Here is a 22,775-nt window from a genome sequence, read left to right as displayed (position 1 = left end):
TCAACCAATAGGTGTTTCTTTTTAGCAGAGTTGTAAATAACTTCAATTACTGCCTCATTATTTGAAAAACAAGAGATTATTGAATAAATGAACCCAACCATTGAAAACAAGATGGCGAAATCAAAAAGCTTCGTAAATTTAAAAATGCAGATCACCAACGGGCAGGCAACCATTACCAGGCTTCAATGGCTAATTTGGATAGCCGTATTCTTTATCGTTTTTTTTTCTATTCTACCCGAAGTGAGCGTTTACCAATCGTTTGGTTTTACTTTGGTCAGTATAACTTTTTATGCGGTTGTAATTTATGGTAATATAAAATTTCTGTTTCCGCGATATTATGAAAAAGGGAAGAAGCTTGAGTATGTACTATACGCAATTATACTTTTAGTGGGCGGAGGGACAGCCCGTGGATACCTGATCATATATTTGCATAATATACTTTCTACCGCCCCATCTGATCATGAAGTAATGACCTGGGGGATGTTCTTTAATTTTACGGTGGCCGGCTGTTTAACTTTTCTGCTGAGTTTTATCTTCCGTATCGCTTTAGCTTACTTCAAGCTAAAACAACAAACCGAAGAGATCATGGTCCAAAAAAGCCAGGCCGAACTCAATTTGTTAAAATCGCAGGTACAGCCGCATTTCCTTTTTAATACGCTTAACAATATTTATTACGAGGCTTATAAAGAAGCACCACGCACAGCCGCGTTAATCGAACGGTTATCAGACATTATGCGCTATTTTGTAGATGAAAGCCCCAGAGATGATGTGACCATAACCACCGAAGTACAATTCATCGAAAATTATATTGAGTTGGAAAAGATCCGCATCAGGCATGGGGTGGAGATCAGTTTCGAAAAGAAGTACAGTTCCGATCTGCGTATTCCACCTATGCTGCTCATGACCTTTGTAGAAAACATTTTTAAACATGGCATCGATAAATCAAGCATCGAAAACCGGGTAATTATTTCCTTGAAGCAACAGGATAGTTACCTGCTTTTTAAAACCAGTAATGCGGTTTACGAAGCCCCCGTAAATAACCAGCCAAACGGATTTGGTATAGCCAACCTTAAGAAAAGGCTCACCATGCTATACCGCGAAAATTTTGAACTTACAACAGCTAAAGATGACCAAACTTTCACCGCGTTCTTAAAAATACCACTGGCATGAATTTAAGCTGTATTATAATTGATGATGAACCCAACGCGGTAAACCTGTTGGAAATGCTGATACAGCAAAGCACCCTATGGCAGCTAAAGGCAAAATGCTATAACGCGCTGGAAGCACTGGCCTATTTAAAGGAAATCAAGGTCGATTTTATATTTTTAGATATCAATATGCCCAATCTTACCGGCATGGAACTTGCCGGCCTGTTACCGCCGCATACCAAAATTGTATTCACCACGGCCTACTCAGAGTATGCCGCCGAAAGCTATACTTTTCAAACAATTGACTACCTGTTAAAGCCCATAACCTTAAAACGTTTCTTAGCGGCGATGCAAAAGATCGAATCTTATTTCGATAAGCCAGAGCCAATAATACAAACCCAGTCTATTGCCAGTCAGGAGTACTTTTTTGTAAAATCGGGCAAAGTGTTCCGTAAAATACTGCTGGATGAGATCTTGTATTTCGAAGGCGAAAAGGAATATGTGCGTCTTGCAACCGCCCGGGAACAATTGCTCATCTATCGCCGCCTGAAGGATATTGAGGAGCAGCTTTTACCGCCATTTGTTCGGGTGCACAACTCGTATATAGTAAACACCAAACAGCTTATCAAAATACAAGATAACCATGTTTACATCGGCGATAAACATATCCCTGTGAGTGAAAAGTTTAAAGATAGGTTTATGGCAGTAATTAATAAAAGGGTGTTTTGAGGCTTGCTTCAAAAATAGAATAGTTTGCCCGTCATTAGAAAGAAACTCGCAACAATGGCATAGCCTGCGGCAGATGTGCTTTTAACGTTCTTTATCAACGTTGTTGGTTCGCGCGTTGGCATACGAGGTTACGCGCGGCTATTGCGCGGTGAAAAAGCCGCATGTGATTGTTCATTAAGGTTGAAATATCGTCAATATCCCTTACCTATCACGTAAACCCTATCCCTGCGATACCGTTACCTCACCCCTCAGGTCCATCTCCATGTAATGCTTTACAATTGCAGGGTCATCAAATTCGCCCAGCAGGTACATCATTTTGGTTACGGCCGATTCAAAGGTCATATCGTATCCGTTGGCTACACCTATATCTTTCAATTGCTTGCTGGTTTCATATCGGCCAAGCTCAACGGTACCCACTTTACATTGGGAGATATCTACAATCACTTTTCCTTCTTTAATGGCTTTTTCCAACAGGTTGATAAACCAGCTATCGGTAGTAGTATTGCCGGCACCGAAGGTTTCCATTACAACGCCTCTTACATCTGCGTTTAAAATAGCCTCAACCACTTTGGGGCCAATGCCAGGATACAGTTTTAGTACAGCCACCTCGCTTACCAGGTTATTATGAATAATTAATCCCTCGCCATCGTTAGGCTGCCTGATATCATTTACATTAAATTTAAGGTGAACGCCCGACTCGGCCAGTATGGGATAGTTGGGCGAGCGGAAAGCCTCGAATTTAGATGAGTTATATTTAAAAGCCCTGTTACCGCGGAACAATTTGTAATCAAAATAGATACAAACTTCGGGCACACGGGAACGATCATTCTTTTTAGCCTTGGCAATCTCTATGGCCGTCATTAAATTTTCCTTGGCATCGGTACGTATAGCGCTTATAGGCAGCTGCGAGCCGGTGAATATAATGGGCTTATCAAGGTTCTCCAGCATAAAGCTCAAAGCTGATGCGGTGTAGGCCATAGTGTCCGATCCGTGTAAAATCACAAACCCATCATTATCATGATAGTTTGCCTCAATCAGGCCTGCAAGTTCGCTCCAGATTGCCGGGTTCATGTTTGATGAATCGATGATCTCTTCAAAAGAATGCACCTTAATACGGCAATTGAGTTTTTCTAACTCGGGCACATTATCCATTATTTGCTCAAAGTTGATAGGCTTGAGCACCTTTGTTACGGGATCACTCATCATACCGATTGTCCCCCCGGTATAAATGATCAGTATCTGACTCATGAATTAAGGTTTATGCTGTGTAAATCCATTACAATTATTATATACCAAACACCTGCCTGGAATTTTCAGTGGTGACAAAGGCCACCTGCTCCACACTTGTATGGTGCAGATCCGCCACCTTTTGGGCAATGTAAATCAAGTACGAACTTTCATTAGGTTTACCCCGGAACGGAACTGGCGTAAGGTACGGAGAATCTGTTTCTAAAACTATATGCTTTAAATCAATTTCAGATACTACTTTATCCAAACCCGCATTTTTATAGGTAACCACCCCGCCTATTCCCAAATAAAAGCCCAGGTCAATCACCTGCCTGGCCTGCTCCGGGTTGCCCGAAAAACAATGGAAAATTCCACGCAGGTTTTCGTCATGCTCCTGCTGCAACACCTGGTATACCTCATTAAAGGCATCCCGGCAGTGGATAACAATAGGCAGCTTCAATTCTTTTGCCCATTTGATCTGCTGCCTGAAGGCCTTAACCTGCCCGGCTAAAAATGTTTTATCCCAATATAAATCGATACCTATTTCGCCTATGGCATATATTTTATTTAGCCGGTGGGCGGCCATTATAGCAGCCAGTTCCTGTTCCCAATCTGCTTTTACCGAGCATGGGTGCAAGCCAAGCATCGGGTAACATACATCTGGATAGGCCTTTACCAGGTCATCCACCAATGGCACCGATGCTGCATCTACATTGGGTAAAAACAACCTGCTGATGTTATTATCAATACACCGTTGTACCAATGCCGCACGTTTACCGGCAATGGTTTCGTAGTATAAATGGGTATGTGTATCTGTTAATACCATGCTGCAAAAGTAAAAAAGCCTCCCCGATATATCGGAGAGGCTTCAGGATTAATTTTTCTTTTTACTTACCGCTGTTTTTTTGGCTGCAGCTTTGTTTACCGGGTGCTTTACGCCGGGCTTTGCAAATACAGGAAGATGTTTGGTTGGTTTTATCTTTACAATCTCCAGATCAAATACAAGGGTACTATATGGCGGAATCACCTGGCCGCCCCCCTTTTCCCCGTAACCCAAACTTGATGGGATTATGCATTTAGCTTTTGAACCTTCGTTCAATAAAGCCAAACCTTCTTCCCAGCCTGGGATAACGCTACCCTGGCCTAAAACTACGCTAATGGGCTCATACGGGCGCCCCGGCTGATCAAGTCCAGCCGCTTTTGCTACTTGCTGGATACTGGTATCAAATACTTTACCATTTGTTAAACTACCAACATAATTTACCAATACGGTATCGCCGGCTAAGGGCTTGCGTAAAGCAGATGGCTTTGTAACAATATATTTTAACCCCGATGCTGTAGTAACCGGGCTTAGTTTATTAGCTGCGATATAACCGTTGGCATCTACAGCTTCCTGTTGTTTCAGTTTTTCAATAGCGGCAGTCCGCTCGGCCATAGCCGCCTCTAATGATTGCACCTTAGTTATCTTTATAATAAAGGTTAAATAGCTGCTTTTAGGAAAAAACGGAGGGCGCGCCTCTTCGTGGCCTTTAAAAATAGAATCGGCAGGCACTTTCACCATCGCGCTATCATTAAGGGTAAGCAATGGAAATATATCCATTAAATCGGCTACATTTTGAGCAGGGTGTACCTGTGCCTGTACAGTATGCCCGGCCACGTACGAACTGAATAAAACAGAGTCCTTATCAGTTTTTTGGATGTAATGAAAGGTAATCACATCGTTCTGCTTCACTTTTTCGCCTGTATTGTGGGTGAAGATCTGGTATTGTGCGCCTTTAGCAGTGGTTTGCAAACCACCTTGCGCATGTGCCCCTAATGTAGCTACGCCCAGCAGGGGAGTTAGGAAATAAAAAATGTTTTTCATAAAATAAAAATAAAAAAGCCTTTCCGACTGCTGTCAGAAAGGCCGTAAAAATTTTCTTAATTACCTTGTTGGCGGAGTCATTTGTGGCTCAGCTGGTTTTGGTGCATTTGGATTTGGGTGCACAATATCAACCATCTCCATTTCAAAAATAATTGGCGTGTATGGACCAATTGGGCCCACACCCTGATCTTTGTACGCGATGGCCGAAGGGATAACCAATGTGATTTTAGACCCTTTGTTCATCAGCTGCAAACCTTCATCCCAACCTGGTATTACTTTACCCATGCCAACCGGGATACGGATAGGCGTATATGGGCGACCTGGCTCAATAGGTTGTTTTTCTTTAATGGCTATTTCTTTAACACTGGTTTCAAATATTTTACCAGTTGGAAGTCTGCCGGTGTAGTTTACAACGGCGGTATCGCCAACAGCTGGTGTTGCGCCGGTGCCCGGTGTAGTAATAACATAATTTAAGCCCGAAGCTGTAGTAGTAACCTTTAAGTTATGATCGGCAATGTATTTTTTGATCTTACCTGGCTCCTGGTTTTTCATTACATCAGTAAGGGTTTTTAAATAATCATTAATTCTGCCACGGAAAACCTGCTCGGTAAGCGCGCCTTTGGCAATTACCTTATTAATGTTAACCTGGAAAATTAAAAATTTACCTTTGATGTTTGGCGGACGTTGCTGACCGCCTTTAAATATTGAATCGGTAGCTACTTTAAATGTAGCGCTATCGCCTTCGCCAAGCATTTCAATACCTGTGTATACGTCGCCTTTTGACTGGGGTTTTGGCATTGGCATAATAACCGGGCGGCCGGCCTCATAGCTGTTAACCAATATGGAATCGCCATCGGTTTTTACAATCATATTAAGACTCACAAAGTCGCCTTCTTTAATATGCACACCACCTTTTGAGGTATGTATATTATAAAGCAAGCCTGCCTCTCCTTTTTTAAAGCCGCCGTTACAACTTGCAAATCCAATTGCAGCAATGGCTAAGAACATTAGTTTTCTTTTCATTTTATTGTTTTAATAGTTTTTTATATTCGGGTAATAGGGTTTTAAATTGTTGTACAACCTGTTCAAGGTTATCTGTTGAGTAACCACCAGCAGCATTACGGTGACCACCACCGTTAAAGTATTTTTTACAAATCTCATTTGCCGGGAATTCTCCTTTTGAACGTAACGAAAGTTTTACCTTATCGCTGCGCTCAACAATAAATGCTGCCAGCTTTATGCTGGCAATTGATAAGGCATAGTTCACTATGCCTTCGGTATCACCTGTATCAACATCGTATTTCTGCAGATCCTCTTTATTAACGGATATTATAGCAGTATTGTATTCGGGCAAAATCTCCAGGCAGTTTGCAAGGCAATGCCCCAGGAACCTTAAACGGTTTTCTGACGCACTATTGTATACCAGCTCGTGAATCCGCCAGTTAACAGCCCCCGCATCAATCAGCTCGGCCACTATCCGGTGCACGGTTGATGAGGTATTTGGCAAGCGGAATGATGCAGAATCGGTCATGATACCTGTATAAAGGCAGGTAGCCACATCCTTATTGATCAATTCTTTATGATGAAGCTCATTAACAATAAAATCATAAATAAGCTGGGCGGTTGCGCAGGCGTTTATATTCCAATGCCTGTAATCGTCAAAATCCTCTGGATCAAGGTGATGATCGATCATTATTTTATAGGCCTTGCTTTCGCCTACCAAAACCCCCATCTCGTTAATGCGGCCCAATGCGTTAAAATCAAGGCAAAATATCAGTTGTGCGTTGGCAATAAGGGCGGCCGCGTTTTCCGTTTGTTCGGTATATACAATAACCTCATCATCGCCGGGCAACCAGCTTAAAAAGTCGGGGTAATCAGTAGGTGTAATAACCGAGGTATGATGGCCCTGCTGTATTAAATAATTATATAAACCCAAAGACGATCCCATAGCATCTCCATCAGGTTTATGATGAGTAGTGATCACTATTTTTTTGGGGCTTGCTAAAAGGTCTGTAAGCGCGGCTAAATCTAACATCAATTTTAAAAAAGAGTTGCAAAGCTAAATAAATAAATTAAATACAAACCATCTAATTTAATTCAAAAAGCTTTATCATACAGATGTAAAACGCTACTTTTGCGCCAATTTTAAACAAATAAGCAAACATCGTAAGCTCTCGCCTAAACACAAGAATAGGCTTATGAAAATTCATTACCCATAAAGAACAATAAAAAGAATGGCAACTAACAAAACTTTTACCATGATTAAGCCCGATGCTGTTGCAAACGGGCATATTGGAGCAATTGTAGATAAAATAACAAAAAGCGGGTTTAAGATCATCGCGCTTAAATACACTTACCTGACGCCCGAAAAAGCAGGTCAGTTTTACGAAGTACACAAAGAACGACCTTTTTACAATGCCCTGGTTAGCTTTATGTCATCTGGCCCTATAGTAGCTGCAATACTGGAAAAAGATAATGCTATTGAAGATTTCCGCAAACTAATTGGTGCAACCGACCCCGCCAAAGCAGAAGAAGGTACAATACGCAACCTGTTTGCAGAATCAATTGAGGCAAACGCGGTTCACGGATCAGACTCTGATGACAACGCTGCTATTGAAGGCAGTTTCTTTTTCTCGGCTTTCGAGAAATTTTAATAATAAAGCAATTTTAATAATTAATAATATTAGGGGTGTAACATCAATATTACACCCCTAATATTATTTGCCATTTTTTTGCTATTTAAATTTAAAAGTTTTGTAGCTTTACAAAACGGGGCTTATTAGTTCCTTATTAAATAATATTGTAACCTTTTTCCTTAAAGCAAAAAATTATGAAACTGCTATTAAAACCAATCATTTACGCACTAATAGTGGTATGTTTAATAACGGTTTCCATATTAATTTACAGAGCCCATCCTGAAGTGCAGTTAGCGTTTATAATCCCCGGCCTGTTTATCTTGATTTACTCGGTAATAACCGACGATATGGGCATAAAGCAGCATGTACGCTCCCGTAACCTTCGTTTTTCAAGAGGAAGATAATCTCTTCTTTCCTAAAATCATTTCGTTCCTGATTATTCCGGATTTATTTTCCCGGCAACGTACCAGTATTAAGTCAATAGCACTAAGTCATAAGCCAGATTTGTTCTTTTTTGACCTCGAACTTAAGACTTTCGACTAAAGGGGAATGTCAATTCAAGGTTGACACAACACTATCAGTTTTTTTATATTTGATTCTATAAAAATATAATCTCCTCTACCAACACCCCTTTTGCCTCTTCGTTTATTTTTTCAATTATCTGTGTGCGCATAAGCATCAATTCGTGCTTTATAACAGATGATTCTATACGCAAAAACAACTTCTTATCCCTTATAAACAATTCCTTTGTACGGTTAGCTACCGATTTGCCCACCAGGTCGGGCCACGCGGCAACAACAGCCGTTTCATCATAGCGGCGCTTAATTTTATATACATTAAGCATCTGCTCAATGGCCTCTTTTAATGATTTGTCGTTTGTTTTACGCATCGATAGCTCCTTTAATTACATTAAATAATTTTACCTGCACTGCTATTTTTGCAAATATCTGCTCAACACGGGTTACGCTGGTATCGGTAATAAACACCTGCCCAAAATCATTGTTACTTACCATTTTCATCAGCTTGGTAACACGCTCATCATCCAGTTTATCAAAAATATCATCAAGCAACAGCAGCGGTTTAAATCCTTTTTGCTGATACAGGAAAGTATACTGCGCCAGCTTAAGCGCAATTAAAAATGATTTTTGCTGCCCCTGCGATCCAAATTTTTTCATGGCCATGCCGTGAATGCCAAACTGCAGATCATCTTTGTGAATGCCCACAGTAGTACGTTCAAGCGCCCTGTCGCGTTCAACAGTTTTTTTTAACAGGGTGGCAAAATCATCCTGGATCAATTGCGATTCATAAACCAGTTCAACCAGTTCGGCATCATCACTTATAAAGCTATAATGCTTATTAAAAATAGCAGTAAAGCCCTCCATAAAAGCCTTGCGCCGCTCATATATCCTGGTGCCCGATAATACCAGCTGCTCATCAAGTACTTCCAGCAAACTGGGGTCGTAACGGCCTGTATCAGCTATTAGCTTTAACAAGGCGTTACGGTTGGCCAATACCTTATTATAAGTTATCAACTCATCAAGATAATGGTTATCCGTTTGCGATATCACATTATCAATAAACTTGCGGCGCTCCTCGCTCCCCTCGGTAATAATACTGGTATCATAAGGCGATATCATTACCAGCGGCAATAAACCAATATGATCTGCCAGGCGCTGGTAATCTTTTTTATTGCGTTTAAACTRCTTCTTTTGGTTCCGTTTTACAGAACAAGCTACCGCCTCGGTTTGTTGGTTTTTGTTGAAAACCCCCGTGATGATAAAAAAATCAGTCCCCTGTTTTATTTGCTGGCTATCAATGGGGTTAAAATAACTTTTACATAGGCTCAGGTAATGTATAGCATCAAGCAGGTTGGTTTTGCCCGCGCCATTATTACCCGTAAAAGCATTCACACCCTCGCTGAAAACAAGTTCGGCCTCCTCGTAATTTTTAAAATTTATAACTGACAGCTGCTGCAAATACATGGGGTTGTAAAGGTAAGGTTTTTGGGTTGGATAGGATTGATTTGGAGATAGAATATTAGGTTGTTTAGGTTTACTTTGACTGTTTTTATTTTTTACCAATAACAATTCAACCCAATCAACCATTCACCAATTAGCGAAAACGCTATGTGCAATCACAAAACAATTAAACGTATTTACATACCATAAATTTATACCAGCCTATACAAAAAACAGCTCCATGGTTAAGTTATTTATATCCATAGTTAAGTTATTTTCAATTGCAATAAACCTTTTTCACACCCTTGTACAAAATTGATTTTGCGTATTGTATGGTATAAAATATTCAAATATATTTACTGCAAATAAGCAGTGGCGCTACCTCGTATTAATAACCTGCCGACCCTTATCATGAAAAAATTTCCAGGCAAATTGCTTTTATTAGCGATTATTTTATTTGCCGGCTGCAACAAGGAAATGCCGGAAATAAACACCACATCTGCCACTGGCGCCGGCGGCAAAAAGCTAAAAATATCATTGGCGAATACGGATATACCCATTGCCAGCATTTCGGTATCATCAACCGGCTCTTCGTGGGCAGCATCAAATGCCATTGACGATAACACTTCAACAAGCTGGAGTTCAAATCCGCATACAAGCGCCAATGCTGCGGAGTTTATTCAATTTCAGTTTAGCGATGCAAACGATGTAAATTATGTAAGGTTAACCCCAAGATATGACAGCAATAACGCAGGCTTAAGCTTCCCGTTAAATTTTACAATTTATTATAACACGGGTACATCGTGGGTATCAGTTAAATCATTCACTAAATTTGCCAATCCTCAAAAACCCGGCACCAACAATCTCCCGGTAGTAATACCTCTTCCGGTTACAGTGCATACCCACGGCATAAAAATAGAAGCTACCAGGCTAAGTACCGATGGCTCAAACTATTATTTCCAGCTTGCCGAAGTTGCGGCGGGCTATGATGAGGGCTTCAATCATTTTAAATGGACCAACAATGATAACTCCAGCCGGCAAAACCGGATTAATAACGCAGGTTCGGGCACATTTAACCCAGGCCGCATTTTCAATTGGACACAGGACGACCGCGACCCCATCATCCAGGCTACAAATCAGGGTATTTATCCTAATATATATGCTCCAAACGTAGTTTATAACGGCGCCTGGTATATTTATTATGGCGGCTGGGACAATACATCGATAAAAAACGACCGGATATTTACAACCGTAACCAATAACAATTTTTTAACTTTTGGCGCACACACCTTAGCCATTGGCAATGGCAACAGGAGCCATGTAAATAACGCTACCATACTTAAAAATCCCGATGGCAGCTGGCTGATGTACTATACCTCTTTACCTCAAAATTCAACTATAAATAAGCCCAGCTATGCCACCTCTCCTGATGGTGTTAACTGGGCCCCAAATACCGGTTCGGGTAAATATTTGTTAAAAATGAGCAACTACCCTAACTGGGCTACTGCCGATGTAAACGGATCAAATGTTGGCTACCTGGAAAACGGTATCTATCATTTGTATTTTAATGATTTTGCACGCGGCGTACACAAAGCGGTTCATCATGCGGTAAGTACCGACCAGGTAAACTTTAGCTACGTTGGCGACGCGCTGAACGAAGCGCTTGTTGCACAGGATGTAAAAGCCCTTACATACAACAATACAACCTACTATTTAATGGGCCTGCACCATAACAGGCACGAAATAAGATACAGCTTAAGTAACAGCCTTACCAGTTTCTCAGCCAGTAACTTTTTGTTTGGCAATTACAACGCCGGCGATATGTTTATTGTTTCTATGAGTTTTGTAACCAATGCCAACAGGTTATACGGCATTATTTACGGCGCAGGCCCCAACAAGGATCTAAGTCAAAATTCGCTGCATGCCAGGTGGCTTACCAAAAAAATAATTTTTATTAGCGACAGAACAAACGAGCGTTGGGGCGATATCGAAAAAGCACACGGGCCCGATCAGGTTGTACTGTACATGAATACCGATATGGAAACCGGTCATTTTTATGTTTACGATACCGATGGCACCACCCTGCTGTATACCAGTCCGCAGGTTACCATGCGCTCGGGTGATATCTGGACCTATAATCCATAGTTTAACCGCCGGTATTTGTTTATTGTTTTTAATAATCAACTATTCATCAATAATGGCGTACCCGCTGATAGAAGCGGGTCGGGCTTTTTGTTCATACGCCTACAGGCCTTACGCGCTTTGGCCGGTATCCACTCCAATCCCTTACGCAAGTTTGGGGTTTAAAAATCAGCAAGGTATTACTTCAGCCTACTACCAGTATTTCAATGCACCGCTCTCCTATAGGTAAGCTCCTCTTTGTTTGCCAAACAGGCACGGGTAAAATCAATTTTGGGTACTTTTAATAATTGAAAATAAGTATTTTTAAATCAATTATTTAACCCGCCAGACAATGACAGTAACCGAAATAATGGCCGACCTGCAAGCGCATGGCAGCGAAAGCATTAAAAACATTTTGTTGAAGCACGGCGTTAAAGAGCCCTTTTTTGGCGTAAAAATTGAGCATTTAAAAACCATCCAAAAAAAGATAAAAAAGGATTACCAGTTAGCCAAAGATCTTTATGCCACCGGCAATGCCGATGCCATGTACCTGGCCGGCCTTATTGCCGATGATGAAAAGATGACCAGGGCCGATCTGCAAACCTGGGCCGAAGAGGCGCTCTCCAATAACATTAACGAATACACGGTACCATGGGTGGCCGCAGGCAGCAAGCATGGCTACCAGGTGGCTATGGAATGGATTGATAATAAACAGGATTATATCGCTGCTGCAGGGTGGTCTACCCTGGGCAACCTCAGCGCTTTAAAGGCTGATAGCGACCTGGATCTTGAAGCTTACCGGGCTTTGCTGGCCAGGGTGATAAAAAACATCCATACTTCGGGCAACAGGGTAAGGTCGCGGATGAATATTTTTGTAATAAATGTAGGCTGCTATATAAGTGCCTTAACCGAAGAAGCCATGGCAGCTGCCGCCAAAATTGGTGAAGTTTATGTTGATACCAACGGCACCAGCTGCAAAGTACCCGATGCCATAACTTATATTAACAAGGTAAAAGATCGCGGATCACTCGGCAAGAAGAAAAAAACGGTGAAGTGCTGAGTTTTGCATATCCGAATCGCTTATAGAAACCCTTGCCACTCCCCCTCCGGTTGGATTACTGTGTACACATATTTTTTGTCGACAAAAAATTAAAATCAATAAAAACATGTGCACACAGTATCCTTTAGAAGGAAATTAAAAAATCTTCTACCCCATGCTGATTTGCTATTTAGCATTAAGCAAATAAATTTTATGCAGCGAGATAAAAGAGAAAAAGAGCCCTGCCAGGATAATTAAAGAGCGGATCCAGTTCATCATACTCCATTCTGATATTGTTTTTCTAAGCAAATCAATATCGGCGAGTTGTGCAGTTTTAAACATAATGTCATTACGGGGATAGAAATAGGCAAAGGTGAATACATCCCCTAAAATGTATAAAACAAAAGCAGCCCCTAAACACAGCCGGACAGACGGAGCAGATTTCCAAAAAAGTATCAGAGCCAACAGGCCCAATACCTGGTTAACAGGCGAAAACAGCCTGAAAAAGTTTCCCGGGGTTACCATTTTAAAATACTCCCTCGCTGTAGCTATTGAGTTAGGAATGTCGCCGCCCCACGACCTCGCATCAACCAATGAAGTATAAATGTTTACAAACAGCAGCCCGCTGGCAATAGTGATAGACGCAAATAAGATTATTGTTTTCATGTTTTTTTTTCTGCAAAGATGGTTACCGGGTAAGCCGCAGAATTGTATTTAACGGACATCTTCATAAATATGCCCTTTTATATTGCTCATATTCCGTTTGTATTCACCTGGTGTTATTGCTGCATAAGCCTTAAACGTTTTGATAAAATGTGATTGGTCGGAAAAATGGCTTTGAAAAGCAATTTCCGTCAACGATAATTCACCCTGGTGAATTAAATTCACCGCATGAAGGTATTTTTTATAAAGCAAAATTTCTTCAGTATTCATTCCTGTTGCTTCAAAAAGTTTCCGCGATAAATGCCGGGGCGAATAACATAATGAATTTGCCAGCGCTGTTACAGATGAATCATGTTGATTGGCCGCATATATAAAATTATTCATTAATTGTTCCCGGGGTTGCCAATCAATCAAATTTTGCCTCAGCCAGGCAAGAAAAACAGATACCCGGGCATCAAAATCATTTTGTTCGGCAAGCTGGTGCCAAAGTGACTGAAAAGTTGAATCAAGCAGGGTTAAGTCGACCGTAATATTTAAAAATTCGCAGGCAGGTACCTTAAAAATCTCTTTTACTGCCAAAGGTTGAAACAGGACACCAAAAAAAATCTGTTGTTTGGGAAGATGGAGCTGTATGGGCGCTGTGTTAAACCCACTAATAAAGCAATTTGATAAATAATGCAATTTATTGCCTAACTGAGCCGGGATAGAAGAGCTATCACTAAAGTTAAAAATAACCTCTAATACACCTTTGGGTATAATGTATTCCTTATGAAAGTGATGGAAAACATCAACCTGCCAAACAGAATGGATTACATTCTTAAAACAGGGTTCTTTTGGTATGTAATAGTTGTAGTTCAATCTCCAGGTAATTGATTATTAGCACCATAAAAAAATCGTTAATGGCAGAAGATATGACGACGGCGTGGAATTTCAATTCTTCAGCCATGCCGGTCAGCATAATAAAGGAACGAATTTTTATTTTAAGATGCAAGTAATTCGGCCTGAGGCCCTTGTACTTTCCGGAGTTTAGTTAAGGTAATTGCTGTCCACAACAACATGTTACAGAATTAGGGCAAATCTCACTAATTAATGGCATGGAAATAGGGTAAAACAAGCATGGTTCCCGTCTTAACTCTTCCGGTTATTCTCCGATGTGCTACGTTTTTATATTCTACCTCTAAAAAAGCGAGTTACAAAGGAAGGATTTGGAATCCACGCAAGTAAAATTGGTGTCTGCCAGGTATTAATAAAACAAACATGTTGCCAATTCCCCTGTTAAGTAAAGGGAGGTAAATAAAAACCATGTGGCAGGAAATTGATAATAAGCTTTACAGAGCGTTTAAATTTAAAGACTTTTCGGAAGCATTTTCTTTTATGACCCGTGTGGCTTTGCTGGCCGAATCCGCGAATCACCACCCCACCTGGAAAAATGAATGGAATAAAGTCGAAATCTGGCTTTCCACTCACGATCAGGGTGATATTGTAACCGATAAGGATAGATCATTAGCCGCCTCCATTGATAAATTACCGGGAGATGTTGCGGTTTAAGTTTTCACTATGGTTGTTCGGAAGATATAAAGCAGGAGAAATAACGTTTTAAAAAAAGACTGTCATGGTGAGCCTGTCGAACCATAGCGGGCAAAGGCCTTTGCGCGCGACCCTTCGACAGGCTTCAGGGAGACAGGCTCTTTTCAGCGGAAGACTTACGAAGTTTCAAAAACTTCGTAAGTCTGGGATTCTACAACTTGTTATAGGTAGGCACGAAGGATCTATTCACCTATTGTACAGGGCGAATAGGCATGGCGCGTAATAGATCCTTCACTACGTTCAGGATGACAAAAGGTTTTTTTGTACACATCTGTCATAAGCTACTCCACCCACCAAAACACCCGCAATTGCCCCAAAAAAACATCCCCTAAAGAATTAACACAAAAGCTATTGCCAGAAATTTTGAAAACCGTAACTTTGCAAACTTAATTTTGTTATAACAATGTCAAAAAACCAGGCGAATACCAAAGTTGCAGCACCAGATCCTAATCCAGGACAGGGCGGCAATTTCGTGCGCGAGAATCAAAAAAGCTTATTGTTTATCGGTGGAGCCGTTATTGCGCTCATCGCAATCTATTTTTTATACCTGAAAGTGTATTTAGGTCCGCGCGAAGTTACTGCGGCTAATCAAATGTACGTAGCGCAGGATTTTTGGGCCAAAAAGGATTGGGACAAAGCCATTAATGGTGATGCCAGCTACCCCGGCTTTAAAAAGATCATCAGCGATTACAGTAACACCAAAGCTGCCAACCTTGCTTATTTTTATTTAGGTACCGCTTATTTAAATAAAGGCGAATACCGTAAAGCCATTGAAAACTTAGATAACTACCGCGGCGACGACAGCATGGTAGCCGCCGAAGCTTTTGGCAGCACCGGCGATGCCTATGTAGAGTTAAAAGACTACGAAAAAGCCGCAACCTATTTTAGCAAGGCTGTTGATAAAGCAAAAAATAAGTTTTTATCGCCACTTTATTTAAAAAAGCTGGGCCTTGTTTATGAAGAAACAAAAGACAATAAATCTGCCGGTGAAGCATACAAAAGGATAAAAACAGAATATCCTGAAAGCGCCGAAGCACAAAATATCGACGAATATATTGCCCGCGCCGAAGCGAAGCTTTAATTTTGTTTAAAAGTTATAAAGTTGAAAGGTTGTAATGTTCTTGGAGCGTTGCAACCTTTTTAATTTGTTGAAAGGTTGTAATGTTTAAACATTGTGACTTTACAACCTTCAAACTTTACAACTTTGTAACTTTACAGCCTTCAAACTTTACAACTTTGTAACTTTGCAACCTTCAAACTTTACAACTTTGTAATTTTACAACCTTCAAACAATACAACTTTGTAACTTTACAACCATCAAACATTACAACCATATAATGGCTACTCAATTAAAAAACCTTTCAGATTTTTCAAATACCGAGATCCCATCTGCCGCAGCGTACCGATTTGGCATTGCCGTAGCTGAGTGGAATGCCGAGATCACCGGCGCCCTTTACCGGGGTGCTTATAATAGTCTGGTTACCAATGGCGCCCTGCCCGAAAATATTTTCACGCACACTGTACCCGGCAGTTTTGAATTAACGTCGGGCGCCGACCTACTGTTAAAAACCGGCAAGCTGGATGCCGTGATATGTTTAGGATGCGTAATACAGGGCGAAACCAGGCATTTTGATTTTATTTGCAATGCGGTAGCAAATGGCGTAAGTAATGTTGCAATAAAATATTCAAAACCTGTTATATTTGGGGTTTTAACAACAGATAACCAACAACAAGCCATTGACCGCGCAGGCGGCAAACATGGCAACAAAGGCGATGAAGCTGCAATTACCGCCATAAAAATGGCAGCACTTGCCGAAACATTAAATAACTGATCTGCGTTAAACCATTATAGTGTTAAAACAATGAAAAAAATAATTTACATAGCTATTATAGCGCTAACTATTGGCAGCATATCATCATGCTCCAATAAATTATGCCCTGCTTACGGATCATATCCCAGGTCTGGCCGTTAACAGGCAAATGTCATTTTTGTAATCTCCTGAAAACCAATACCGGTTTTTGTGTTATAATTACGTTTTGATTTAGAGCCAGGGGCTAAGAATCACGATATTAAGACAAAAAGGGTTTGGCTTATTTAAGCTGATGCGCCAGGCATAGCCGGATTAATTTCTTTCGCTATGATGAATTGTCTTGATTCTTAACTCCCGGTTCCTGATTCTTTTACTATATATAATTTTTATGAACTGGATACCGCTTGAATCGGCAGATCAGCTTAACGAGATCAAACAAAATCAAGGCTATAGTCTGATTTTTAAACATAGTACACGTTGCTCCATCAGCATGATGGCAAAAAGACGCTTCGAACTGGATTGGGAAGACCTCCCCGAAGATATGCCCCTCTATTTTTTAGACCTCATCAAGTACCGCGAACTATCGGGTATGGTGGCACAACTTTTCCAGGTACACCACGAGTCGCCGCAATTAATACTTATCAAAGATGGCGAGTGCGTGCTCGATCAGTCGCATGGCGGCATTTCGGTTGAGGAAGCATTAAGTGTATTTTAAGCTAAAATTTTATTAGTTTCCGTAATTCATCGGGCGTAGGTTTGTATAAAGCAGCGCTGCGGCAGCAGAACGGTATTAATTTGGTGCGTGTAAAAGTCATGAAAGGGTGCCCGAAGGGCAGTGTTAAGAGAGCAATGCACAAATATATAACAACCGCATAATCAACGCACTAAACACAAAACCAAACAGCCAAACACTTAACAAATTGGCATTCAAAACATTACGCACTTGCCACCGAACACCAGAATAGTGTCATAAAAACCGAAGGCTGAAATTTGAAATCTGCACATCAATTTACTGTAATAATTCTTACAACCTAAGCATTACCCTATAATTGGTTATACTGTTTTTAACTACATTTGTAACATGATTGAATTGCCGGTAGTTCCCGCAGTAAGCCAGGTACAGCGTAAGCCAGACTGGCTGAGGGTAAAGCTTCCAATTGGAAAAGAATATGCACATGTGCGCGGTTTGGTTGATGAACATAAGCTGCACACTATTTGCGAGAGTGGTAATTGCCCTAACATGGGCGAGTGCTGGGGTGCCGGCACAGCTACTTTTATGATACTGGGTAATATTTGTACCCGCTCATGCTCATTTTGCGCCGTAGCAACCGGCAGGCCTTTGGCTGTCGACGTTGACGAGCCTAACCGTGTAGCTACCTCAGTAAAGCTAATGCAGGTAAAGCACTGCGTAATCACCTCTGTTGACCGCGACGACCTTAAAGACGGCGGCTCTATCATCTGGGCCGAAACTATAAATGCCATCCGCCGCGAAAGCCCCGAAACTACTTTAGAAACCTTGCTGCCCGATTTCAGGGGCAACTGGGATAACCTTGCCCGTGTTTTGGAAACCAGGCCCGAGGTAGTATCCCACAACCTTGAAACTGTAAGGCGCTTAACAAAAGAAGTGCGCATCCAGGCAAAATATGATCGCAGCCTGGAGTGTTTAAAGCATGTATCAGAAGCCGGATTACGTACAAAATCGGGCATTATGCTTGGCCTTGGCGAAACTGAGGAGGATATTTTAGAAGCCATGGACGACCTGTTAACTGCAGGCGTACACATACTAACCCTGGGGCAGTATTTACAGCCAACCCGTAATCACCACCCGGTACTCGACTGGATCCATCCGGATCAATTTGCTCATTTAAAACAAATTGGCCTTAATAAAGGTTTTAAATACGTGGAAAGCGGCCCATTGGTGCGCTCATCCTATCATGCAGAAAAGCATCTGTTTGATTTGTAATTAATCCCTTTATACATTAACCAGGTTGAGTAAGAAACACAAGATATCGCTTTCGGAAGAAGAACTGGTACGTGCATTAAGAAATCATGAGAAGATCGCGGTTGAAGCACTCTATGATATGTATTCGCCATCGCTGTATGGTGTTATTTCCCGCATTGTTACCAATACCCCAATAGCAGAAGATGTTTTGCAGGAAACGTTCGTAAAAATCTGGCATTCCTTTTCGAGCTATAGTGCCGAAAAAGGTCGTTTATTTACCTGGATGGTTAATATTGCACGCAACCTTGCAATAGATAAGATCAGATCAAAAGATTTTAAGAATCAAAATAAAAACCAGGAGATTGAAAATAACGTAACTTTCATAGACCAATATAAGAGCACCGCTTACAAGCCTGAATTGATAGGTGTTAAAGACCTGGTACAGGTACTAAAACCTGAGCAAAAATCGATTATCGACCTGGTTTATTTTAAAGGTTACACCCATGTGGAGGCTGCCGATGAGCTGGGCATACCGCTTGGAACCATTAAAACCAGGTTAAGAATGGGCATACAAGAGCTCAGAAAATATTTTAATTGAAAGTGGAAGATATACAAGCATATATAAAATCGGGCATACTGGAGCTTTATGTGTTGGGGGATGTAACTCCCGTCGAACAACGACAGGTGGAAAAGATGGCTTCAAAATACCCGGAAATAAAAACAGAACTTGATAGCATAGCACATTCAATGGAGTTTTATGCAAAAGAACACGAAGTTGAACCTTCAGAAAACTTACGAGGCAGGGTTTTAGGCAGCCTGCTAACTAATTTTGGCGATGATAGAAATTTTACCGCCGCCCCGCATCACGAAGAAATTGAAACTGAAGAGGGCGAAGAAGAAGATAATATCGACCAGGAAGATAATATTGCAAACTTACCTTCGCCTAAGGAAAACAACTATTACAAGTACGCCTTTGCAGCAAGCTTTACCTTATTAATAGCCAGCACCATTGCATTGGTAAGCATTTATGGAAAATTGCAGGATTCCAATAATCAGTTAGTTGCAATACAACAGGACAAACAGCATTTTGCCAACAGGGTTAACCTGATGAATAAGGAGCTAACTGTTTTTCGTGATACTTCATACAAGCTGATCCACCTGAAAGGCACAGCAAAAACTCCCTCATCTTTAGTAACAGTTGCCTTTAGTCCTGGTCAAAAAAAAGTAGTTATCGACATGGCAAATATGAAAATGCCAGAGAATGATAAAGAACATCAGTACCAGCTTTGGGCGCTGGTTGGCGGCAAGCCGGTTAACCTTGGTGTGTTTGATGCTGCAAGAGATACCGTTACCGACATTAAGGAGATGAAACCGATTGCATTTGCCGATGCTTTTGCCGTAACATTGGAACCGCGAGGCGGAAGTGTTAACCCAACAATGGATCAAATGATGGTTCTTGGTAAATACTAAGATACCTCTCACCCTCTCCCGTATTTTAAAATCAAGACAAGGCTGCTCCTGCATAACATGTCTTTTGCACCCTGATAAAGATTATTTTATGCTATTTGTTAAATAAATATGCATTTTGTTAATTATTTAACAGTTATTTCACAATAAGCTAAACCATTTATTCGTTTTTTTGTAACTATTAGGATGCTTCGGACGTCTTATAACCAGTTAGATTAAACAGAGCCTGTGAAGTAACGAAAATTGAAGTGATATATCTAACTCATAAACTTGAGTATTTTGTTCTTTATAAGATCAGTTAATAGTTAATCAAAAAGGGATGTATGATACTTGCATCCCTTTTTTATGCCATTAATTTTGCCATAGTAACTGGCAGTTGTTTTGCCAGCTTACCCGGCAAAACAACATTAAGGCGGTTTGGCAAAGCAAGTTCATCGCCTGCCTTACCATGCACGTATGTCCCTATCAAACAAGCTTCTAAGGGGGAGTATTTTTGAGCCAGCATAGCTGCAATAATCCCCGTAAGCACATCACCCATCCCTCCCGAAGCCATTGCAGCATTCCCTGTGGGGTTAAAATAGCATTTGCCATCGGGCGAAATTGTGATGGTATAATCGTTTTTTAATATGATGTAAATATTCAACTCTTTTGCCTGTTCCATCCCGGTTTGCAATCTTTTCCACCAGCTTTTATGTTCGCCAAATAAACGATCGAACTCCTTCATATGCGGAGTTAAAATACTACCGGCCGGCAATTCTTTCAATAATCCCTTATTATCCGAAAGTAAATTAAGCGCGTCGGCATCAATAACCAGCGGCTTTTTATAGTTTTTGATAGTGGTATTTAACAATTTAATTGCATCGTCACCTTTCCCTAATCCTGGCCCAATAGCTATAGCATTAAATTTATCCCACTCAATTTCGGGTTGCTCATCTTCGTTACGAACTATAGCCATAATTTCCGGCAGATAGCTATTCAAGGCAATTAAACCACTTCCGGGAATACAGGCTGTTGTTAATCCCGCACCGGCATAAGCACTGGCCGAAGCGCTGAGCAGTGCTGCTCCCATCGTTTTTGCCTGCCCGGCAATAATCAGGCTGTGGCCAAAAGTGCCCTTATTGCTGAAACGGTGCCGGGGTTTCAAAATGCCGCGAATGTCTTTTTCTTCCATAAACTGATAGGAAGAGTTTAGGCCCAGTACAAATTTTTCGTTGATGCCAATATTCACAACCTCCCAGCAATTGATGTAGGATGCCGATTCGGGCAATAGAAAATTGATCCTCGGCTGCTGAAAAGTGATCACCAGGTCGGCTTTAATAACTACCGAATCAGGATCATTCTCTCCTTCCGAAAAAAATCCTGTAGGTACATCAACAGCAACTATTGTTCTATTTAAATCATTAATATACTTTACCAGCCGCTCATAGTCTCCCGAAAGAGGTTTATTCAATCCTGTACCCAATAAGGCGTCGATAATTATGGCGCCGCTTTCGGGAGGTATTTCATCCCCGGCTTTTATTTCTGTAATGGAGATGCCGGTTTGCTGTAACCTTGCCAGGTTAGCAGCAAAATCATTTGATTCTTTATTACTGAAGCGGGCAATATTAACATTTATGCATTTATAATGGTGTTCCTTCAACAAGCGTGCTATTGCCAGTCCGTCGCCACCATTATTACTGGTACCACAATAAAAGGATATTGATTTATCCTTATCAGGAAAATGATTGATAAACCAGCCCACAAATGCCTTAGAGGCCCGTTCCATCAGATCGATAGAAGTAATAGGCTCATTGGCAATGGTAAACGCATCAGCCCTGCGTATTTGTTCAGAAATGAGTAGAGGCAGCATATACTTCTAAAGTAAGGAATTATATGTTTTGTTTGGGATAAGAATAATTTAGAATTGTTTAGCTTATTATAAGGTTTTGAACGATTTCTAAGAACACATCTGCTGAAATTACATTTACAGAAGGAAATGTAAGATGTTTGACTGCATTAAAATGAGCATCATTAGTTACAAGGTAATCTGCATTCCCCGCAATAGCTATATCAAAAAATTTATTGTCGTCCGGATCTTGCTTTATTAAATTCCATGAATAATAAATTTGTTGATGAATTACATTCAATGATTCGGAGAATATATTCATTACAACTTCGGCGACACCCGGCGCTGAATGCTCTTGCATTATTTTCTCATACTCGTATAGTATATCTTCAGAAATTATCAGATCGATTTTTCCTTCAATAAACACATCCCAAATTACTCTGTAGCGACTTCTTTTTCCAATTGCTACTAAAAGAATATTGGAATCAAGCACGACTTTCATTTATGCTTTTTGGAGTTACTACGGAAATGCCCCTTACTTAACTGATCGTAGGCTTGGGCTGTGATATTTTGCTTCTCCTCCCAGTCTTCTACAATCTCATCTAATTGCCTGGATAATAGTTTCACAGCAAGATGCCTGATTTGTGCAAAATCAGCATCAGGCAGGGGCTTTTTTAATAGCCTCAACATTAATACCTGCTGTTCATTTAAAGAATCTGATGTTAATTCTTTCGCTCCCATAACTCAAATATAACAAA

25 protein-coding genes are annotated in these 22,775 nt (G+C 40.8%); 13 read left to right on the top strand and 12 right to left on the bottom strand.

Annotated elements, in window-relative coordinates:
* Window positions 1-87 precede the first annotated feature (87 nt).
* A complete protein-coding gene (locus tag AC1DQW_RS19365) occupies window positions 88-1,170 on the top strand; it encodes a sensor histidine kinase (protein ID WP_477455579.1) in 1,083 nt (360 codons plus the stop codon).
* On the top strand, window positions 1,167-1,877 hold the full coding sequence (locus tag AC1DQW_RS19360) for a LytR/AlgR family response regulator transcription factor (protein WP_477455578.1): 711 nt from the start codon (window positions 1,167-1,169) through the stop codon (window positions 1,875-1,877). The genes AC1DQW_RS19365 and AC1DQW_RS19360 overlap by 4 nt, the downstream gene beginning before the upstream one ends.
* Window positions 1,878-2,096: 219 nt before the next feature.
* Here AC1DQW_RS19360 and AC1DQW_RS19355 read toward each other — a convergent pair whose 3' ends face one another.
* Genes AC1DQW_RS19355 through AC1DQW_RS19335 form a run of 5 tightly spaced genes read right to left on the bottom strand, consistent with a single transcriptional unit; the run spans window position 2,097 to window position 7,003 of the window.
* Window positions 2,097-3,125 carry an asparaginase gene (locus AC1DQW_RS19355; RefSeq protein ID WP_477420744.1) on the bottom strand — a complete coding sequence of 343 codons (1,029 nt, stop codon included), beginning with the start codon at window positions 3,123-3,125 and terminating at the stop codon, window positions 2,097-2,099.
* A 37-nt stretch (window positions 3,126-3,162) separates the two neighbouring features.
* A complete protein-coding gene (locus AC1DQW_RS19350; RefSeq protein ID WP_477455577.1) occupies window positions 3,163-3,930 on the bottom strand; it encodes a TatD family hydrolase in 768 nt (255 codons plus the stop codon).
* A gap of 48 nt (window positions 3,931-3,978) precedes the next feature.
* Complete coding sequence (locus AC1DQW_RS19345) at window positions 3,979-4,968, bottom strand: FKBP-type peptidyl-prolyl cis-trans isomerase (RefSeq protein ID WP_477455576.1); 990 nt, start codon at window positions 4,966-4,968, stop codon at window positions 3,979-3,981.
* Between the two features lie 60 nt (window positions 4,969-5,028).
* Window positions 5,029-5,991 (bottom strand): FKBP-type peptidyl-prolyl cis-trans isomerase, encoded by a 963-nt coding sequence (locus AC1DQW_RS19340; RefSeq protein ID WP_477455575.1) that lies wholly within the window; start codon window positions 5,989-5,991, stop codon window positions 5,029-5,031.
* A gap of 1 nt (window position 5,992) precedes the next feature.
* Window positions 5,993-7,003 carry a DHH family phosphoesterase gene (locus tag AC1DQW_RS19335; RefSeq protein ID WP_477455574.1) on the bottom strand — a complete coding sequence of 337 codons (1,011 nt, stop codon included), beginning with the start codon at window positions 7,001-7,003 and terminating at the stop codon, window positions 5,993-5,995.
* A gap of 199 nt (window positions 7,004-7,202) precedes the next feature.
* Here AC1DQW_RS19335 and AC1DQW_RS19330 point away from each other — a divergent pair, with 199 nt between their 5' ends.
* Window positions 7,203-7,622, top strand: a complete 420-nt coding sequence (locus tag AC1DQW_RS19330) for a nucleoside-diphosphate kinase (RefSeq protein WP_477455573.1) — start codon at window positions 7,203-7,205, stop codon at window positions 7,620-7,622.
* A gap of 580 nt (window positions 7,623-8,202) precedes the next feature.
* Here AC1DQW_RS19330 and AC1DQW_RS19325 read toward each other — a convergent pair.
* Window positions 8,203-8,493, bottom strand: a complete 291-nt coding sequence (locus AC1DQW_RS19325) for a DciA family protein (protein ID WP_477455572.1) — start codon at window positions 8,491-8,493, stop codon at window positions 8,203-8,205.
* The gene (gene recF, locus AC1DQW_RS19320; protein ID WP_477455571.1) at window positions 8,486-9,586 is read right to left on the bottom strand and encodes a DNA replication/repair protein RecF; all 1,101 of its coding nucleotides are present in this window, start codon (window positions 9,584-9,586) and stop codon (window positions 8,486-8,488) included. Before recF ends, AC1DQW_RS19325 begins: the two co-directional genes overlap by 8 nt.
* Window positions 9,587-9,973: 387 nt before the next feature.
* On the opposite strand from recF, the gene AC1DQW_RS19315 reads away from it, so the two are divergent.
* From AC1DQW_RS19315 to AC1DQW_RS19305, 3 genes are all read left to right on the top strand, one after another.
* Complete coding sequence (locus AC1DQW_RS19315; protein ID WP_477455570.1) at window positions 9,974-11,707, top strand: discoidin domain-containing protein; 1,734 nt, start codon at window positions 9,974-9,976, stop codon at window positions 11,705-11,707.
* Window positions 11,708-11,759: 52 nt separating this feature from the next.
* A complete protein-coding gene (locus AC1DQW_RS19310; RefSeq protein WP_477455569.1) occupies window positions 11,760-11,933 on the top strand; it encodes a hypothetical protein in 174 nt (57 codons plus the stop codon).
* A 102-nt stretch (window positions 11,934-12,035) separates the two neighbouring features.
* Window positions 12,036-12,743, top strand: a complete 708-nt coding sequence (locus AC1DQW_RS19305) for a DNA alkylation repair protein (RefSeq protein WP_477455568.1) — start codon at window positions 12,036-12,038, stop codon at window positions 12,741-12,743.
* 165 nt (window positions 12,744-12,908) lie between these two features.
* On the opposite strand, the gene AC1DQW_RS19300 is transcribed toward AC1DQW_RS19305, so the two are convergent.
* Together AC1DQW_RS19300 and AC1DQW_RS19295 are read right to left on the bottom strand one after the other, a co-directional pair.
* The gene (locus tag AC1DQW_RS19300; RefSeq protein WP_477455567.1) at window positions 12,909-13,388 is read right to left on the bottom strand and encodes an anthrone oxygenase family protein; all 480 of its coding nucleotides are present in this window, start codon (window positions 13,386-13,388) and stop codon (window positions 12,909-12,911) included.
* Between the two features lie 48 nt (window positions 13,389-13,436).
* On the bottom strand, window positions 13,437-14,243 hold the full coding sequence (locus AC1DQW_RS19295) for a helix-turn-helix domain-containing protein (RefSeq protein ID WP_477455566.1): 807 nt from the start codon (window positions 14,241-14,243) through the stop codon (window positions 13,437-13,439).
* A 444-nt stretch (window positions 14,244-14,687) separates the two neighbouring features.
* On the opposite strand from AC1DQW_RS19295, the gene AC1DQW_RS19290 reads away from it, so the two are divergent.
* The 7 genes from AC1DQW_RS19290 (at window position 14,688) to AC1DQW_RS19260 (ending at window position 20,195) form a co-directional block, all read left to right on the top strand.
* On the top strand, window positions 14,688-14,933 hold the full coding sequence (locus AC1DQW_RS19290) for a 4a-hydroxytetrahydrobiopterin dehydratase (protein WP_477455565.1): 246 nt from the start codon (window positions 14,688-14,690) through the stop codon (window positions 14,931-14,933).
* A 442-nt stretch (window positions 14,934-15,375) separates the two neighbouring features.
* Window positions 15,376-16,053: a tetratricopeptide repeat protein gene (locus AC1DQW_RS19285; RefSeq protein WP_477406748.1), complete on the top strand. Its 678-nt coding sequence runs from the start codon at window positions 15,376-15,378 to the stop codon at window positions 16,051-16,053.
* 256 nt (window positions 16,054-16,309) lie between these two features.
* Window positions 16,310-16,804 (top strand): 6,7-dimethyl-8-ribityllumazine synthase, encoded by a 495-nt coding sequence (ribH, locus tag AC1DQW_RS19280; protein ID WP_477455564.1) that lies wholly within the window; start codon window positions 16,310-16,312, stop codon window positions 16,802-16,804.
* Window positions 16,805-17,171: 367 nt separating this feature from the next.
* On the top strand, window positions 17,172-17,498 hold the full coding sequence (gene ytxJ / locus AC1DQW_RS19275) for a bacillithiol system redox-active protein YtxJ (protein WP_477420760.1): 327 nt from the start codon (window positions 17,172-17,174) through the stop codon (window positions 17,496-17,498).
* Between the two features lie 366 nt (window positions 17,499-17,864).
* Window positions 17,865-18,746 (top strand): lipoyl synthase, encoded by an 882-nt coding sequence (gene lipA / locus AC1DQW_RS19270; RefSeq protein ID WP_477406742.1) that lies wholly within the window; start codon window positions 17,865-17,867, stop codon window positions 18,744-18,746.
* 25 nt (window positions 18,747-18,771) lie between these two features.
* Window positions 18,772-19,323: an RNA polymerase sigma factor gene (locus AC1DQW_RS19265; RefSeq protein WP_477455563.1), complete on the top strand. Its 552-nt coding sequence runs from the start codon at window positions 18,772-18,774 to the stop codon at window positions 19,321-19,323.
* A gap of 2 nt (window positions 19,324-19,325) precedes the next feature.
* Complete coding sequence (locus AC1DQW_RS19260) at window positions 19,326-20,195, top strand: anti-sigma factor (RefSeq protein ID WP_477455562.1); 870 nt, start codon at window positions 19,326-19,328, stop codon at window positions 20,193-20,195.
* A 340-nt stretch (window positions 20,196-20,535) separates the two neighbouring features.
* On the opposite strand, the gene AC1DQW_RS19255 is transcribed toward AC1DQW_RS19260, so the two are convergent.
* Genes AC1DQW_RS19255 through AC1DQW_RS19245 form a run of 3 tightly spaced genes read right to left on the bottom strand, consistent with a single transcriptional unit; the run spans window position 20,536 to window position 22,758 of the window.
* Entirely contained in the window at window positions 20,536-22,041 is a 1,506-nt protein-coding gene (locus AC1DQW_RS19255; RefSeq protein ID WP_477455561.1) for an NAD(P)H-hydrate dehydratase, read from the bottom strand.
* A gap of 58 nt (window positions 22,042-22,099) precedes the next feature.
* Window positions 22,100-22,519, bottom strand: a complete 420-nt coding sequence (locus AC1DQW_RS19250) for a putative toxin-antitoxin system toxin component, PIN family (protein ID WP_477455560.1) — start codon at window positions 22,517-22,519, stop codon at window positions 22,100-22,102.
* Window positions 22,516-22,758, bottom strand: a complete 243-nt coding sequence (locus AC1DQW_RS19245; protein WP_477455559.1) for a hypothetical protein — start codon at window positions 22,756-22,758, stop codon at window positions 22,516-22,518. The genes AC1DQW_RS19250 and AC1DQW_RS19245 overlap by 4 nt, the downstream gene beginning before the upstream one ends.
* Between the last annotated feature and the right edge of the window lie 17 nt (window positions 22,759-22,775).

It is taken from the genome of Mucilaginibacter sp. P5_A4 (genome assembly GCF_056400605.1).
This window is presented reverse-complemented; position numbering and strand designations above follow the sequence as displayed.

Bases quoted from the DNA above. Each gene is read 5' to 3' on its own strand.
- AC1DQW_RS19255 (WP_477455561.1), bottom strand. From the start codon at position 22,041: ATGCTGCCTCTACTCATTTCTGAACAAATACGCAGGGCTGATGCGTTT.
- AC1DQW_RS19330 (WP_477455573.1), top strand. From the start codon at position 7,203: ATGGCAACTAACAAAACTTTTACCATGATTAAGCCCGATGCTGTTGCA.
- ytxJ (WP_477420760.1), top strand. From the start codon at position 17,172: ATGAACTGGATACCGCTTGAATCGGCAGATCAGCTTAACGAGATCAAA.
- AC1DQW_RS19315 (WP_477455570.1), top strand. From the start codon at position 9,974: ATGAAAAAATTTCCAGGCAAATTGCTTTTATTAGCGATTATTTTATTT.
- AC1DQW_RS19340 (WP_477455575.1), bottom strand. From the start codon at position 5,991: ATGAAAAGAAAACTAATGTTCTTAGCCATTGCTGCAATTGGATTTGCA.
- AC1DQW_RS19300 (WP_477455567.1), bottom strand. From the start codon at position 13,388: ATGAAAACAATAATCTTATTTGCGTCTATCACTATTGCCAGCGGGCTG.
- AC1DQW_RS19305 (WP_477455568.1), top strand. From the start codon at position 12,036: ATGACAGTAACCGAAATAATGGCCGACCTGCAAGCGCATGGCAGCGAA.
- AC1DQW_RS19325 (WP_477455572.1), bottom strand. From the start codon at position 8,493: ATGCGTAAAACAAACGACAAATCATTAAAAGAGGCCATTGAGCAGATG.
- AC1DQW_RS19290 (WP_477455565.1), top strand. From the start codon at position 14,688: ATGTGGCAGGAAATTGATAATAAGCTTTACAGAGCGTTTAAATTTAAA.
- lipA (WP_477406742.1), top strand. From the start codon at position 17,865: ATGATTGAATTGCCGGTAGTTCCCGCAGTAAGCCAGGTACAGCGTAAG.
- AC1DQW_RS19355 (WP_477420744.1), bottom strand. From the start codon at position 3,125: ATGAGTCAGATACTGATCATTTATACCGGGGGGACAATCGGTATGATG.
- AC1DQW_RS19250 (WP_477455560.1), bottom strand. From the start codon at position 22,519: ATGAAAGTCGTGCTTGATTCCAATATTCTTTTAGTAGCAATTGGAAAA.
- AC1DQW_RS19335 (WP_477455574.1), bottom strand. From the start codon at position 7,003: ATGTTAGATTTAGCCGCGCTTACAGACCTTTTAGCAAGCCCCAAAAAA.
- AC1DQW_RS19360 (WP_477455578.1), top strand. From the start codon at position 1,167: ATGAATTTAAGCTGTATTATAATTGATGATGAACCCAACGCGGTAAAC.
- AC1DQW_RS19365 (WP_477455579.1), top strand. From the start codon at position 88: ATGAACCCAACCATTGAAAACAAGATGGCGAAATCAAAAAGCTTCGTA.
- AC1DQW_RS19310 (WP_477455569.1), top strand. From the start codon at position 11,760: ATGGCGTACCCGCTGATAGAAGCGGGTCGGGCTTTTTGTTCATACGCC.
- AC1DQW_RS19350 (WP_477455577.1), bottom strand. From the start codon at position 3,930: ATGGTATTAACAGATACACATACCCATTTATACTACGAAACCATTGCC.
- AC1DQW_RS19245 (WP_477455559.1), bottom strand. From the start codon at position 22,758: ATGGGAGCGAAAGAATTAACATCAGATTCTTTAAATGAACAGCAGGTA.
- ribH (WP_477455564.1), top strand. From the start codon at position 16,310: ATGGCTACTCAATTAAAAAACCTTTCAGATTTTTCAAATACCGAGATC.
- AC1DQW_RS19285 (WP_477406748.1), top strand. From the start codon at position 15,376: ATGTCAAAAAACCAGGCGAATACCAAAGTTGCAGCACCAGATCCTAAT.
- AC1DQW_RS19345 (WP_477455576.1), bottom strand. From the start codon at position 4,968: ATGAAAAACATTTTTTATTTCCTAACTCCCCTGCTGGGCGTAGCTACA.